This is a genomic window from Sulfuritalea sp. (assembly GCF_031426875.1).
Taxonomy (GTDB): domain Bacteria; phylum Pseudomonadota; class Gammaproteobacteria; order Burkholderiales; family Rhodocyclaceae; genus Sulfuritalea.
The window spans coordinates 1-13,211 of record NZ_JASJPC010000016.1 but is presented as its reverse complement, the minus strand read 5'-3'; the positions used below and the strand labels follow the sequence as shown (position 1 = coordinate 13,211).

Here is a 13,211-nt window from a genome sequence, read left to right as displayed (position 1 = left end):
TGAAGGACATCCCATGCGCCGCACAATTCTCGTTCTGCTGTCTGCCCTTGCCTTGAATGTAGCCGCGCAGACCCAGGCGCCGAAGCTGGAGCCCATTCCCGAGCCGCCCCCGGCGCCGCCCGGCTCCCTCAACGAATCGCTGGAGCCGCAGGTCACCATCACCAAGCGCGGCGCAGACAAGGTCGAGGAATTCCGCATGAGCGGCAAGCTCTACATGCTCAAGGTCACGCCGCCGCACGGCGTGCCCTACTACCTGCTCGACAATACCGGCGACGGCCAATGGATCCGCCAGGATTCGAAGGATGCCGGGCTGCGGGTGCCGATGTGGGTGATAGGCACGTTCTGATCGACGCCAGGCAGACCGATGATCCCGGCCTCGCGCCGGGATTGTTTTTGGACGCCGTGCCGCCAGCGCCATTCCAGGGGATACCGTTGCACATAACTTTCGACGTCGCCCGTTACGGCCAGGTGTTCACGCCGCCGGCGATCGTCGAGCGCATGCTGGCGCTGTCGCGCAACCACGGCCGGGCGCTCGATCCGGCCTGCGGCGACGGCGCGTTTTCCGGGCGCCTGCCCGGTTGCGTGGCGATCGAGCTCGACCCCGCGCACTGCCCGCCGGGCGCGCTGAACATCGACTTCTTCGCCTATCCCGAGAGCGAAAAGTTCGCCACCATCATCGGCAACCCGCCCTACGTCAAGGCCCGCGACATCCTGCCGGAAACCGCGCTGCGCCTCTCCTCCGGCCTGCTCGACGGCCACGCCAACCTCTACCTGCACTTCATCGAGAAATGCGTGCGCCACCTCGCGCCGGGCGGCGAGCTGATCCTGATCACGCCGCGTGACTTCCTCAAGGCCACCGGCGCCGGGCGGCTCAACACCTGGCTCTGCGACCAGGGCACGATCACCGATTTCGAGGATCTCGGTGACGCAAAAATCTTCGCCGGCGCCGCCCCCAACTGCGCCATCTGGCGCTTCGAAAAAGGCAATGCCAGCCATCGCCTGCACGACGGTCGGCGCATGGCGCTGTCCGGCGGCCAGCTGATGTTCACTCGCGGCATCTACAGCCTGCCGCTGGCCAGCGTGTTCGCCGTCAAGGTCGGCGCCGTGTCCGGCGCCGACGAGATATTCAGCAACGAGGAGCACGCCAACACCGAGTTCGTCTGCTCCAGGACCGCGCAGACCGGCGCCACGCGGCGCATGATCTATCTCGATCGCGAAGGTCCGCTGCCCTGGCTGGAACAATTCAAGGAGCGCCTGCTGGCGCGGCGCGTGACGCGCTTCGACGAAGCCAACTGGTGGAAATGGGGGCGCCGCCATCACGTCTCGGATGCGCCGCGCATCTACGTCAATAACAAGACGCGCAATCCGCAGCCCTTCTTCCTGCATCCCTGCAACGACTATGACGGCGCCGTTTTGGCGCTGTTCCCGCATCGCGCCCGGCTTAAATCGGCCGATCTCCAGCGCCTCACCGCAATGCTCAACGAGGTCGATTGGCACGAGCTGGGCTTCGTCTGCGACGGACGTTTCCTGTTCTCGCAGCGCAGCCTGGAGCAGGCCCTTTTGCCCGAGGCCTTTGCCGAATTCGCGGTCAAGGGTCTGGTGTAAGATCGAGCCAAAAACCGCTCGCGGTTTGTCGCTGCGGTTTGTTGCGTAGGTAAAAATAATTATGGTTCCTCATCTCACGACCGCGCTGACCGGGCCGCTGCTCGAACTCGAGCGGCGCATCCTCGAGCACGACACCACCGTCGAGCGCTGGCTGCGCACGCAGTGGCTGGAGCACACGCCGCCCTTCTACAGCTCGGTCGATCTGCGCAATGCCGGCTTCAAGCTGGCGCCGGTCGATACCAACCTCTTTCCCGGCGGCTTCAACAACCTCAATCCGGCCTTCCTGCCGCTGTGCGTGCAGGCGGCAATGTCGGCCATCGAGAAGATCTGCCCCGAGGCGCGCAACCTGCTGCTGGTGCCGGAAAACCACACGCGCAACCAGTTCTATCTGATGAACGTGGCGCGCCTGGCATCCATCCTGCATCACACCGGGCTCGACGTGCGCATCGGCAGCCTGCTGCCGGAAATCACCGAGCCGACCACGCTGGACCTGCCCGACGGGCAGAAGCTCGTGCTGGAACCCTTGAAGCGCATCGGCACAGACGGCCGCCGGCTCGGTCTGGAGGATTTCGATCCCTGCGCCGTGCTGCTCAACAACGACCTCTCGGGCGGCGTGCCCGAGATACTGAAGGACATCAACGAGCAGTTCCTGATCCCGCCGCTGTGGGCCGGCTGGCATGTGCGCCGCAAGTCCAAGCATTTCGCCGCCTACCAGGACGTGGCGATCGCCTTTGCCAACGAGATCGGCATCGATCCCTGGCTGATCAATCCCGAATTCGAAGTCTGCGGCAAGGTGAATTTCCACGAGCGCTCCGGCGAGGAATGCCTGGCCGCCAACATCGACACGCTGCTCTACCGCATGCGCGCCAAATACAAGGAATACGGCATCGAGTCCGAGCCCTTCGTCATCGTCAAGGCCGACGCCGGCACTTATGGCATGGGCATCATGACGGTGAAGGACGCCAGCGAAGTGAAGAACCTCAACCGCAAGCAGCGCAACAAGATGGCGGTGATCAAGGAAGGCATGGAAGTCACCGAGGTCATCATCCAGGAAGGCGTGCCGACCTTCGAGCGCGTCGACGAAGGCACCGCCGAGCCGGTGGTGTACATGATCGACCGCTACGTGGTCGGCGGCTTCTACCGCGTCAACACCGCACGCGGCATCGACGAGAACCTCAATGCGCCCGGCATGACCTTCAAGCCGCTGGCCTTCGAGACCGGCTGCTGCCTGCCCGACATCCACCTCGGCCCCGACGCGCCGCCCAACCGCTTCTATGCCTATGGCGTGGTGGCGCGGCTGGCCATGCTGGCCGCCTCGCTCGAACTCGAACGCGCCGCGCCAACGGAAACATGACGCTCTCCCACCATTTCCCCGCCTGGAGGGCGGGGCTGACTGGTCACCTCACCCGCTTGGCGGGGGGCGTAGGCGGGAATTCGCGCAGCACCGCTGCGTGCCGCCGTAGCCGGCTTGCTGTGCAAAGCAAGCCGTGGGCGGCCGGGAGGGGGTGTCAATGTTTTTGTGAAGGCGGTGAATGTGGCCTTTTGGAGGCCGCATGAAACTAGCCTTCATCCTCGATCCATTGGAGTCGCTCAAGGCCTACAAGGATTCCAGCGTGGCCATGATGCGTGCGGCGGCGGCGCGCGGCCATGAAGTCTGGACCATCCAGCGCGCGGCCCTGACCTGGCGCGATGCCTGCGTCGCCGCCCGCGCGCAGCGCCTGAAAGTTGGCGCTGACAACACGGCGTGGTTCGCCGTGGCGGAAGAATCCGTACTGCCGCTGACCGCCTACGACGCGGTCCTGATGCGCCAGGACCCGCCCTTCGATTTCGAGTACGTCGCCGCCACCTGGCTGCTGGAGCGTGCCGAAGCCGAGGGCGCGCGCATCTGGAACCGGCCGCGCTCGATACGCGACCATTCCGAGAAAGTCGCCATCGCCGAGTTTCCCCAATTCATCCCGACCACGCTGATCGCCCGCGATCCGGCCGACATCCACGCCTTCATCGACGAGCTCGGCGACGTGATCCTGAAGCCGCTCGACGGCATGGGCGGCAGCAGCATTTTCCGCGTCTTGAAGGACGATCCCAACCGCAATGTCATCGTCGAGACGCTGACCAATTTCGGCGTCCGCAGCATCATGGCGCAGCGCTATCTGCCGGCCATCAGCCAGGGCGACAAGCGCATCCTGCTGATCGCCGGCGAACCGGTGCCCTATTGCCTGGCGCGCATCCCCAAGCCCGGCGAGACGCGCGGCAATCTCGCCACCGGCGGCAAGGGCGTGGCCCGCCCGCTGCTCGGCCGCGACCGCGAAATCGCCGAGGCGCTGGGGCCGATACTCTGGGCGCGCGGCCTGCTCATCGTCGGCCTCGACGTGATCGGCGACTGCCTGACCGAGATCAACGTCACCAGCCCCACCTGCTTTGCCGAGATCGCCCAGCAGACCCGGTTCGATGCCGCGGCGATGCTGGTGGACGCCCTGGAACGAGAGTGTTCACGCTTGTGAATAAATCTACTGTGCGACCGGATTGCGGCGTTGCTCACTCGCTCGCTCCTCGCCTATCGACTTGATATGTCTCGTCGCTCGCTCGCTCGCGCCTTGCACTCCGGCCTGCTCGCGACGATTTCTTCACAAGCGTATCGGCTCCTGAGCCTGCTCGTCGCGGTGTGGCTGCTCGCGGCTTGCGGGCAGCCGGCGCCGTGGCGGCAGGAATCCTATGTCTTCGGCACGCGCGTCGAACTGACGATCGCCGGCCTGCCGGAAGCCCAGGCGCGCGCCGCGGGTAATCGCGTGCTGCAGGATTTCGACGTCCTGCACCGGACCTACCATGCCTGGCAGCCGTCCGAACTCTCGGCGCTCAACGAGTCCATCGCCGCCGGTCGCAGCCACGAGGTCAGCGCCGAGTTCGCCGCCTACATCCGCGAGGCGCAGGGCATTGCCGCTGCCGGCGAGCACTTGTTCGATCCCGGCATCGGCCGCCTGATCGCCCTCTGGGGCTTCCATAGCGACGAAATCCAGCCGCGCCTGCCCGATCCCGCGGCGGTCAAGGCGCTGCTGGCGCAACATCCCTCGATCGCCGATCTGCGCCTGGATGGCAATCGCGTCAGCAGTCGCAACAGGAGCGTCGCGCTCGACTTCGGCGGTTATTTGAAAGGCGTGGCTTTGGACCGTGCCGCGGCTTCGCTCAGGCAGGACGGCGTCGCTCATGCCCTGATCAACATCGGCGGCAACGTCATGGCGCTGGGCAACCGCGACGGCAAGCCGGGCGGCGCGGCCTGGCGCATCGGCATCCAGCATCCGCGGCCGCAGGGCGTCGGCGGCGCGCCGCTGGCGACGCTGGAACTCAGGGACGGCGAAGCCATCGGCACCTCGGGCGACTACCACCGTTATTTCGAAGTGGCCGGGCGGCGCTACTGCCACCTGCTCGATCCGCGCACGGGCTTTCCGGCCACCGCCACCCAGGCCGTGACGGTGCTGATGGCGCCGGGGCCGGGTGCGGGCATGCGTTCCGATGCGCTGTCCAAGCCGATTTTCATCGCCGGATCGGACTGGCGCGGCATGGCGCGAAAACTCGGCGTCGAAGCGGTGTTGAGAGTTGGCGCTGACGGTACGGTGAGCGCGACCCCGGCGATGCGCTCGCGGGTGAAAATCGAAGTGCCGGACCTCAAGCTGGAGGTGACGCAGTGAGCACCGTTTGCCGGGCCGCCCCAAGGACGGTGCAGCCAAGATCATGGAGTGGCGAAGCCACGAACCGGAGTCACCCCCGCTCCTGGAGCGGGGGGCGTAGGCAGGGTTTCGCGGAGCACTGCTCCGCGCTGCCGCAGCCGGCTGGCTGTGCAAAGCCAGCAGTGGAGGGGGGCGCGAGCGCTTTATGAACGAGGACGACAAAATCCAGCGCGCCGTGCGGCGCACCGTCGGCATCGCGGCCCTGAAGCGAATTCGCCGCATCGTCGATGCCGACAACGAGCTGGAGGCGGGCAAGCAGCGCTGGGCGCGACGCTTGGGTGTCCTCTTCATGCTGGCCGCCATCCTTGCTCTGGCCTGGATGCTGATCCGATAGAATGTAGACATGATCGGTATCTTCCTTCTCACCCACAGCACCTACGGCGAAGCCCTGATCCAGTGCGCCTGCCACGTGCTCAACAAGCGGCCCTTGCAGATCGCGCAACTCGGCGTCGCCGCGCAGGACGATCCGCTGGATGCCCTGCCGCTGGCGCGCGACATGATCAAGCTGGTCGACACCGGGCGCGGCGTGCTGATCATGACCGACATCTACGGCGCCACACCGTCCAATCTGGCGATCAAGCTGCTCGAACCGGGGCGCATCGAAGGCATCGCCGGGGTCAACCTGCCGATGCTGCTGCGCGCCCTGACCTACCGCGACAAGGACATGGACACCCTGGTCACCCGCGCCATCGCCGGCGGTCGCGACGGCGTGCTCAACATGCTCAAACACTGATGCCGCGCGCCGAAGCCGAAATCCTCAACAAGCTGGGCCTGCATGCCCGTGCCTCGGCCAAGCTGACCCAGCTCGCCGGCTCGTTTCCCTGCGAGGTCTGGATGGAGCGCGGCAGCCGCCGCATCAATGCCAAAAGCATCATGGGGGTGATGATGCTGGCCGCCGGCAAAGGCTCCACGGTGACCATCGACACCGACGGCGAGCGCGCCGAGGAAGCCTTGCAGGCCATGCTCAAGCTGATCGCCAGCAAGTTCGGGGAGTCGGAGTGAGCCGCGACTGGCGCCGGGCCGCCCCAAGCCAGGCGCATTCACCAGCCCGGAAGCCGGCCGCCGGCCGGCTGAACCGCCGTCACCCCCGCCTGCGGGGCGGGGGGCGGGGGGTGGGCTCTTAATGACCTTTAGTCTTCACGGCCAGGCCGTCTCCGGCGGCATCGCGATCGGGCGTGCGCACCTGGTTTCGCACGCGATTCTGGAAGTCGCCCAGTACCAGCTGCGCGAGCGCGACGTGCCGGCCGAGCTGCTGCGCTTCGACCAGGCCGTGGCCGCCGCCGGCGCCGAGCTCCATGGCTTGCGCAGCGAAGCCAGCGTGCCGGGCGCGCCGGCCGAGCTGTCCGCCTTCGTCGACCTGCACTCCATGATCCTCGCCGATCCGACGCTCACCGACGGCGTGCGCGAGCTGATCCGCGAGCGCCGCTGCAATGCCGAATGGGCCGTGGTGCAGCAGATGCAGCTGGTGGTCGACCAGTTCGACGAATTCGAGGACGCCTACCTGCGCGAGCGCAAGCAGGACATCGTGCAGGTGGTCGAGCGCGTGCTGCGCGTGCTCCTGGGCAAGACCCGCAAGCTGGCCAAGCGCAAGACGAGCACCGACGACGACCTGATCGTGGTCGCCAACGATCTTTCGCCGGCCGACACCATCCAGTTCAAGAGCCTGCGCATCGGCGGCTTCGTCACCGATCTCGGCGGTTCCACTTCGCATACCGCGATCGTCGCGCGCAGCCTGGCCATCCCGGCGGTGGTCGGCATGCAGCATGCGCGCCCGCTGATCCAGGATGACGACCTGCTGATCGTCGACGGCACGCGCGGCGTGCTGATCGTCGATCCCGACATCGGCGTGCTGCAGGAATACCGGCTGCGCAAATCCGAGCTGGAACTCGAACGCTCCAAGCTCAAGCGCCTGGTCAGCGGCCGTTCGCGCACGCTCGACGGCGAGACCGTGGAACTGCAGGCCAACATCGAACTGCCGCAGGACGCCGAGCGCGCCAGGGAAGTCGGCGCCGACGGCGTCGGCCTGTTCCGCACCGAGTACCTGTTCATGAATCGCGACGAACTGCCCGACGAAGACGAGCAATTCGAGGCCTACCGCAGCGTCGCGCGGGCGCTGGCTGGCCGGCCGGTCACCATCCGCAGCCTCGACATCGGCGCCGACAAGGAGGCCCGAGCGCTGCGCAATCGAGCCGGCAATCACAGCGCCACCAATCCGGCGTTGGGCCTGCGCGCGATCCGCTTCTGCCTGGCCGAGCCGCAGCTGTTCCTGGTGCAGTTGCGCGCTATCCTGCGCGCCTCGCATTACGGCAAGATCCGCCTGCTGATCCCGATGTTGGCGCAGGCCCAGGAGATCGTGCAGACCCTGGCCCTGATCGACCTGGCGAAGATCCAGTTGCGCGAATCGCGGCACAAGTTCGACGACGGCATGGAAGTCGGCGGCATGATCGAAATCCCCGCCGCGGCGCTGGCCCTCGGACCTTTCCTGCGGCGCCTGGACTTTCTCTCGATCGGCACCAACGACCTGATCCAGTACACCCTGGCGATCGACCGCACCGACGGCGCCGTCGCCCATCTCTACGATCCGCTGCACCCGGCCGTGCTCAAGCTGATCGCCCAGACCATCCAGAGCGCCCAGCGCGTGGCGATGCCGGTCGCGGTCTGCGGCGAAATGGCCGGCGACCCGAAGCTGACCAAGCTGCTGCTGGGCATGGGCCTGCGCCAGTTCTCGATGCATCCGGCGCAACTGCTCGAAGTCAAGCAGCAGGTCATGATGGCCGACGCCGCGCAACTGTCGCTGCGTGTTGCGCGCTTGCTGAAATTCGACGAACCCGAGAAAATCAGCGAACTACTGGAAAAGCTCTGATGGCAGGAATCGGCATCGTCGCCGCGCAATGCGCGCATTTCACCCAACCCCTGAAGCTCAAGGGCGGCGGCCTGCTGCCCGCCTTCGACCTGGTGTATGAGACCTACGGCACGCTCAACGCCGCGAAATCCAACGCCATCCTGGTCTGCCACGCCCTGTCCGGCCATCACCACGTCGCCGGCCGCACCGCGGACGAGTTTGGCAAGCCCACGGCCAATATCGGCTGGTGGGACAACATCGTCGGCCCCGGCCGGCCGCTCGACACCGAGCGCTTCTTCATCGTCGGCGTGAACAACCTCGGCGGCTGCCACGGCTCCACCGGCCCGGCCAGCATCAACCCGGCCACGGCCAAGCCCTGGGGCGCCGATTTCCCGGTGGTCACGGTCGAGGACTGGGTCGATTCGCAGGCGCGCCTGGCCGACCACCTCGGCATCGATGCCTGGGCCGCGGTGATGGGCGGTAGCCTGGGCGGCATGCAGGCGCTGCAATGGACGCTGTCCTACCCGCAGCGCGTCAACCATGCCCTGGTCATCGCCGTGGCGCCCAAATTGTCGGCGGAGAACATTGCCTTCAACGACGTCGCCCGCCAGGCCATCCTGACCGACCCGGATTTCCACGGCGGGCACTTCTACGAGCACGGCGTGCGTCCGCTGCGCGGCCTGCGCCTGGCGCGCATGCTGGGCCACATCACCTATCTGTCGGATGACCAGATGGCCGAGAAATTCGGCCGCCGCCTGCGCGTCGGCGCCGGCAGCTACGGCTTCGACGTCGAATTCGAAATCGAGTCCTATCTGCGCTACCAGGGCGACAAGTTCGCCGGCGTGTTCGACGCCAACACCTATCTGCGCATGACCAAGGCGCTTGACTATTTCGACCCGGCGCTGGATTTCGACGACGACCTGGCGGCGGCGCTCGCCCGCGCCCGTGCCGGCTTCCTGGTGGTCGCCTTCACCACCGACTGGCGCTTCTCGCCCGAGCGCTCGCGCGAGATCGTCCATGCCATGGTGCACAACGGCCAGGATGTCGCCTACGCCGAAATCGACAGCGCCCACGGCCACGACTCCTTCCTCATGGACGAGCCGCACTACCACGCCGTGGTCGCCAACTACCTGAAGCGGATCAAGCCATGAACCAGGCCCTCGAGCGTGCCGATTTCGACCTCATCGCCAGCTGGGTGCAGCCCGGCGAGCGCGTGCTCGACCTCGGCTGCGGCGACGGTTCGCTGTTGAAGCGCCTGATCGCGGAACGCGGCGCCAAGGGCTATGGCGTCGAGCTCGAAGGCGCCGCCGTGCTGGCCGCCATCGGCAACGGCATCAACGTGATCCAGGGCAACCTGGAACAGGGCCTGGCCGGTTTCGACGACCAGACCTTCAACCACGTGGTGCTCTCGCGCACCCTGCAAACCGTGCGCCACACCGAGCGCATCCTCACTGAAATGCTGCGCGTCGGGCGCGAGGCGGTGGTCAGCTTCCCCAACTTCGCCTACTGGAAGAACCGCATGGCGGTGATGGCCGGGCGCATGCCGGTGTCGGAAGACCTGCCCTACGAATGGTTCGACACGCCCAACCTGCGCTTCTTCACGCTGCTGGATTTCGAGGCGCTGTGCGCCAAGATGAGCCTGGTCATACGCGAGCGGCAGGTGCTCGACGAGGCCGGCCGCCTGGTCCTCGAAGAACCGAACTTTCTCGGCAGCCTGGCGGTATACCGGCTCGCACGCTGAGAGCTTGTGAATAAATCTACTGCGCGTGCCGGATCGGGGCTTGGGCGGCTCATTTGGCAAACCCGGCTATCCTCATGTACAACGACGTACATTCCGGTAGCCGCTGGGCCACACCCCGCTGCGGCCCAGCGGCTACGCCCCGAAGGAAGTCCCCTTGGGGGACGATTTCTTCACAAGCTCTGAGGCCGGCGCGCGCTGCGCGGCGCCGGCAGCGGCAGGCTCAGGGAACCGGCTTTACCTCGGTCGCCGGGGGCGGCGCAGCCGGATCGGGGGTTTCCGAGCCGTCCGGATTTGCAGTCGTGCCTGCCTTGCGCAGGCGTTTTTCCTCTTTCTTGGCCTTCTTCGCGAGGTCTCTTTGGCGCTTCTCGAACGAATAATTGGGTTTTGCCATCGGTTGCCTCTGTCAGGAAATGGGTAATGTGAATGCCCCGATTGTACGGCAGTCCACCTGCAATTCTGCAGCGCGGCTGCGCCGCTCCCGCGGTTGCGCCGCTCCTTAAGCGTCGTAGGACAACAGGACCACGTCCGCCGCCTGCTGGCGCAGCGGCACCAGGGCCTGGTAGGCCGCCGACGAATGCCAGCCGGCGACGGCCTGCTGATCGGGAAACTGGATCACCACCACATCCGGGTGCGTGTGCTCACCCGCCAGGAGCGCCGCCCGCGCGCCGCGGAAGACCAGTTCGCCACCCCACGGTGCCAGCGTGGCGGGGACCCGACTGCGGTACTCGTCCCACTTGCCCGCATCCCTGACGGTGATGTGCCCGATTACGTAAGCCTTGCCCATTCGATCGCTCCGACGTCCTTCAAATCGCGCCTGCCGCGCTCCAGCCCTGGCCCGGGACCATGGTACAGAAAGTTGGCGCTGGCGACACGGCGGCACCATGAGGTGATCGAGATGAACGCTCATCGCATCCTCCTGCAAGGGGCTATGTACGCTGGCGTACATACCGCACAACGGATTAGCCCTATAAGCATAGCGCTACGGACAGCGAGTCGACAGCCGCCGGCAGCCACGTTAAGGCGGCCGGGCAGGGGGCCGGATGGCTGTCACCGCCGATCGATCGAGGGTAGCGGGTTGTTGGAACGCCGCGACCATCGCTGCGGTCCAACAACATCGCTGAAGCGTGGAGCGCATGCGGCGCCGCGCCTGGCCCAGCCGGAAAACCAGCGGAGGTAAGACACTATGTGGCGACTATTCTGCGTGACCCTGCCGCTGATGCTGGCAGGCGCGGCACAGGCACAGGAGCTGACCCTGTTTGCCGGCGGCCTCGAAGAGTCCGGAACCCGGCAACGAACCTCCGCGTGGGCCTTCGAGTATCAGCATCCCCTCGGTGAAAACCTGGCCGCCAGTTTCTCCTGGCTGAATGAAGGCCATGTGCCCGGCCATCATCGCGACGGGCAAGGCATTCAGGTCTGGGGCCGCAGCAATCTGCTCGACCGCCGGCTGTCGCTGGCCGCCGGCATCGGGCCCTACCGCTATTTCGACACCACGCCGTCGTCGGCCAGCAACGGCTATGCGAACGTCCATGGCTGGGGCACCATCGGCAGCCTGGCGGCGACCTACTACAGCGAAAGCCGTTGGCTGTACCAGATGCGTTTCAACCGCATCGTCACCCCCAACAGCATCGACACCAGCGCGCTGATGTTCGGCATCGGCTATCTGCTGGAACCGGTGTCCGAGCGCGGGCCGCAGGTTTCCGCGCCGCGCCAGTCGACGGCCACGACGAGCGATGAAATCACGCTGTTTCTCGGCAAGACCATCGTCAATAGCTACGAATCGGAACTCAGCACCGCGCGGGCCTTCGAATACCGCCGCGGCCTGGCGCGCCATGTCGACCTCACGCTCGGCGTGTTGAACGAAGGCGATGCCCGGCTGATCCGGCGTACCGGCGTCACCGCGCAGATATGGGGCGTGCGCGAGGTGCTCGCCAGCGACCGCCTGGCTTTGGGCATCGGCTTCGGCCCCTACCTTGCCGTCGACAGCTACCGCGACGCCGCGCCGGGTGAAGGCGGCGACAGCAAATTTTCCTGGATCTTCACCGCGTCCGCCGCCTACCGGTTCAGCCCACAGTGGGCCGCACGTTTTTCCTGGAATCGCGTCAACACCAACCACCACCGCGACACCGACGTGATCCTGTTCGGCGCCGGCTATCGCTATTGACGCGGTGCCTGCGTTCCGGCGGTCTGCTTCACAAGTGCCGTGACCTCTGTAGGGCCGGTTTCAACCGGCCAGGTTCGATGGATTTGTAGGGCCGACTTCAGTCGGCCAAGGGTGGATGGCGAACTGAAGTCCGGCCCCGCAATGGAGTGGCTATTTCGCTACGCCCTATGACTCCTGGGAGCGAGGCCCCAACGAAAACCTCAATGGCCTGCTCAGGCAATATCTACCCAGGGGCACCTGCATGAAAAGCCTGACCCGGAAACAGTGCGATCGGATCGCCCACGAACTGAACACCCGGCCACGCAAACGGCATGAATACAAAACGCCATCAGAGATCTGTCATGCGTCTTGATATTTGTTGCACTTCGCTGTTGAGTCTACGCGGCCCTACGTTGCTCTGCCGCAAGGCGCAAGGCAAGGCCAGCGAGGACAAAGCCCATGAAGTACCTTTGTGCCGCCAACCAGCGGGGATTGCGCACGAACCAACTGACTAGGTTGGCCGCTGAGAGCGCGATGGCTAGATTGATCGTGAAGCTCACGGTGATTTGAGTAAGGCCGAGCACGACGCTCTGCATGAAGACAGACCCATGCTCCGGTGACACGAACTGCGGAAAGATCGATAGATAGAAGACAGCAATCTTCGGGTTGAGGACGTTGGTCAAGAAGCCCATGAAGAACAACCTGGAAGGCGGATCCTCAGGAAGCTGCCCGGCCTCAAACGGCGACCTGGCGCCCGGTTTGACTGCTTGCCACGCCAGGTACAAGAGGTATGCCGCCCCCGCCCACTTGAGAATCTCATACGCCAACGGAACCGCCAGAAACAGCGCGGTGAGACCAATGGCCGCGGCGAACATGTGAACGAGGAAGCCAGCGATGACGCCGAGCAGCGAGATAACTCCCGCCTTCCGGCCCTGGCAGATAGATCGAGAGATCAAGTAGATCATGTTTGGCCCGGGCGTCAGGACCATCAGTAGGGCAGCTCCAGAAAACAGCAGCAACTCATTCAGCGGGACCATTGGCGCTCCTTGTGGATTGCGTGACGTGAAATCGTAGGTTGTGTGGCGCGAGGGCGACTTGGGACGCCTAATCGGGATAGGAAGAAGCCTCACGGCCCCTCCCTCCCACACCACCGGACGTACG

Annotated in this window: 15 protein-coding genes and 1 pseudogene; 13 read left to right on the top strand and 3 right to left on the bottom strand. The window is 65.6% G+C overall.

What is annotated here, in order from left to right:
* Window positions 1-13: 13 nt before the first annotated feature.
* The 11 genes from RMO95_RS07175 to metW all read left to right on the top strand — a co-directional run bounded on the left by RMO95_RS07175 (window position 14) and on the right by metW (window position 9,910).
* Window positions 14-346: a DUF2782 domain-containing protein gene (locus tag RMO95_RS07175; RefSeq protein WP_310449923.1), complete on the top strand. Its 333-nt coding sequence runs from the start codon at window positions 14-16 to the stop codon at window positions 344-346.
* Window positions 325-1,605, top strand: coding sequence for a class I SAM-dependent methyltransferase (locus RMO95_RS07170; RefSeq protein ID WP_310449922.1), 1,281 nt, complete (start codon window positions 325-327; stop codon window positions 1,603-1,605). The genes RMO95_RS07175 and RMO95_RS07170 overlap by 22 nt, the downstream gene beginning before the upstream one ends.
* Window positions 1,606-1,666: 61 nt before the next feature.
* Window positions 1,667-2,959, top strand: a complete 1,293-nt coding sequence (gshA, locus tag RMO95_RS07165) for a glutamate--cysteine ligase (RefSeq protein ID WP_310449921.1) — start codon at window positions 1,667-1,669, stop codon at window positions 2,957-2,959.
* 199 nt (window positions 2,960-3,158) lie between these two features.
* Window positions 3,159-4,106, top strand: a complete 948-nt coding sequence (gene gshB / locus RMO95_RS07160) for a glutathione synthase (RefSeq protein WP_310449920.1) — start codon at window positions 3,159-3,161, stop codon at window positions 4,104-4,106.
* A gap of 66 nt (window positions 4,107-4,172) precedes the next feature.
* Complete coding sequence (locus RMO95_RS07155) at window positions 4,173-5,288, top strand: FAD:protein FMN transferase (protein ID WP_310449919.1); 1,116 nt, start codon at window positions 4,173-4,175, stop codon at window positions 5,286-5,288.
* Between the two features lie 184 nt (window positions 5,289-5,472).
* Window positions 5,473-5,661, top strand: coding sequence for a hypothetical protein (locus RMO95_RS07150; RefSeq protein WP_310449918.1), 189 nt, complete (start codon window positions 5,473-5,475; stop codon window positions 5,659-5,661).
* A 9-nt stretch (window positions 5,662-5,670) separates the two neighbouring features.
* Window positions 5,671-6,060, top strand: a complete 390-nt coding sequence (locus tag RMO95_RS07145) for a PTS fructose transporter subunit IIA (RefSeq protein WP_310449917.1) — start codon at window positions 5,671-5,673, stop codon at window positions 6,058-6,060.
* The gene (locus RMO95_RS07140) at window positions 6,060-6,329 is read left to right on the top strand and encodes an HPr family phosphocarrier protein (protein ID WP_310449916.1); all 270 of its coding nucleotides are present in this window, start codon (window positions 6,060-6,062) and stop codon (window positions 6,327-6,329) included. Before RMO95_RS07145 ends, RMO95_RS07140 begins: the two co-directional genes overlap by 1 nt.
* A gap of 121 nt (window positions 6,330-6,450) precedes the next feature.
* On the top strand, window positions 6,451-8,190 hold the full coding sequence (ptsP, locus tag RMO95_RS07135) for a phosphoenolpyruvate--protein phosphotransferase (RefSeq protein WP_310449915.1): 1,740 nt from the start codon (window positions 6,451-6,453) through the stop codon (window positions 8,188-8,190).
* Window positions 8,190-9,320 carry a homoserine O-acetyltransferase gene (locus RMO95_RS07130; RefSeq protein ID WP_310449914.1) on the top strand — a complete coding sequence of 377 codons (1,131 nt, stop codon included), beginning with the start codon at window positions 8,190-8,192 and terminating at the stop codon, window positions 9,318-9,320. Before ptsP ends, RMO95_RS07130 begins: the two co-directional genes overlap by 1 nt.
* On the top strand, window positions 9,317-9,910 hold the full coding sequence (gene metW, locus RMO95_RS07125) for a methionine biosynthesis protein MetW (protein WP_310449913.1): 594 nt from the start codon (window positions 9,317-9,319) through the stop codon (window positions 9,908-9,910). Before RMO95_RS07130 ends, metW begins: the two co-directional genes overlap by 4 nt.
* A 220-nt stretch (window positions 9,911-10,130) precedes the next feature.
* Here the strand turns inward: metW and RMO95_RS07120 are convergent, their stop codons facing one another.
* A complete protein-coding gene (locus RMO95_RS07120) occupies window positions 10,131-10,301 on the bottom strand; it encodes a hypothetical protein (RefSeq protein WP_310449912.1) in 171 nt (56 codons plus the stop codon).
* Window positions 10,302-10,406: 105 nt separating this feature from the next.
* A complete protein-coding gene (locus RMO95_RS07115) occupies window positions 10,407-10,694 on the bottom strand; it encodes a DUF1330 domain-containing protein (protein WP_310449911.1) in 288 nt (95 codons plus the stop codon).
* 399 nt (window positions 10,695-11,093) lie between these two features.
* Here RMO95_RS07115 and RMO95_RS07110 point away from each other — a divergent pair, with 399 nt between their 5' ends.
* Together RMO95_RS07110 and RMO95_RS07105 are read left to right on the top strand one after the other, a co-directional pair.
* Entirely contained in the window at window positions 11,094-12,071 is a 978-nt protein-coding gene (locus RMO95_RS07110) for a hypothetical protein (RefSeq protein WP_310449910.1), read from the top strand.
* Window positions 12,072-12,222: 151 nt separating this feature from the next.
* Window positions 12,223-12,423, top strand: a pseudogene (locus RMO95_RS07105) (transposase); the annotation flags it as partial.
* 25 nt (window positions 12,424-12,448) lie between these two features.
* Here the strand turns inward: RMO95_RS07105 and RMO95_RS07100 are convergent.
* Window positions 12,449-13,087 carry a LysE family translocator gene (locus RMO95_RS07100; RefSeq protein WP_310449909.1) on the bottom strand — a complete coding sequence of 213 codons (639 nt, stop codon included), beginning with the start codon at window positions 13,085-13,087 and terminating at the stop codon, window positions 12,449-12,451.
* Window positions 13,088-13,211: the final 124 nt, after the last annotated feature.

What these genes read in the sequence shown, in the direction of transcription:
- RMO95_RS07175 (WP_310449923.1), top strand. Translation starts at nt 14, where the DNA reads ATGCGCCGCACAATTCTCGTTCTGCTGTCTGCCCTTGCCTTGAATGTA.
- gshA (WP_310449921.1), top strand. Translation starts at nt 1,667, where the DNA reads ATGGTTCCTCATCTCACGACCGCGCTGACCGGGCCGCTGCTCGAACTC.
- gshB (WP_310449920.1), top strand. Translation starts at nt 3,159, where the DNA reads ATGAAACTAGCCTTCATCCTCGATCCATTGGAGTCGCTCAAGGCCTAC.
- RMO95_RS07155 (WP_310449919.1), top strand. Translation starts at nt 4,173, where the DNA reads ATGTCTCGTCGCTCGCTCGCTCGCGCCTTGCACTCCGGCCTGCTCGCG.
- RMO95_RS07150 (WP_310449918.1), top strand. Translation starts at nt 5,473, where the DNA reads ATGAACGAGGACGACAAAATCCAGCGCGCCGTGCGGCGCACCGTCGGC.
- RMO95_RS07145 (WP_310449917.1), top strand. Translation starts at nt 5,671, where the DNA reads ATGATCGGTATCTTCCTTCTCACCCACAGCACCTACGGCGAAGCCCTG.
- RMO95_RS07140 (WP_310449916.1), top strand. Translation starts at nt 6,060, where the DNA reads ATGCCGCGCGCCGAAGCCGAAATCCTCAACAAGCTGGGCCTGCATGCC.
- ptsP (WP_310449915.1), top strand. Translation starts at nt 6,451, where the DNA reads ATGACCTTTAGTCTTCACGGCCAGGCCGTCTCCGGCGGCATCGCGATC.
- RMO95_RS07130 (WP_310449914.1), top strand. Translation starts at nt 8,190, where the DNA reads ATGGCAGGAATCGGCATCGTCGCCGCGCAATGCGCGCATTTCACCCAA.
- metW (WP_310449913.1), top strand. Translation starts at nt 9,317, where the DNA reads ATGAACCAGGCCCTCGAGCGTGCCGATTTCGACCTCATCGCCAGCTGG.
- RMO95_RS07120 (WP_310449912.1), bottom strand. Translation starts at nt 10,301, where the DNA reads ATGGCAAAACCCAATTATTCGTTCGAGAAGCGCCAAAGAGACCTCGCG.
- RMO95_RS07115 (WP_310449911.1), bottom strand. Translation starts at nt 10,694, where the DNA reads ATGGGCAAGGCTTACGTAATCGGGCACATCACCGTCAGGGATGCGGGC.
- RMO95_RS07110 (WP_310449910.1), top strand. Translation starts at nt 11,094, where the DNA reads ATGTGGCGACTATTCTGCGTGACCCTGCCGCTGATGCTGGCAGGCGCG.
- RMO95_RS07100 (WP_310449909.1), bottom strand. Translation starts at nt 13,087, where the DNA reads ATGGTCCCGCTGAATGAGTTGCTGCTGTTTTCTGGAGCTGCCCTACTG.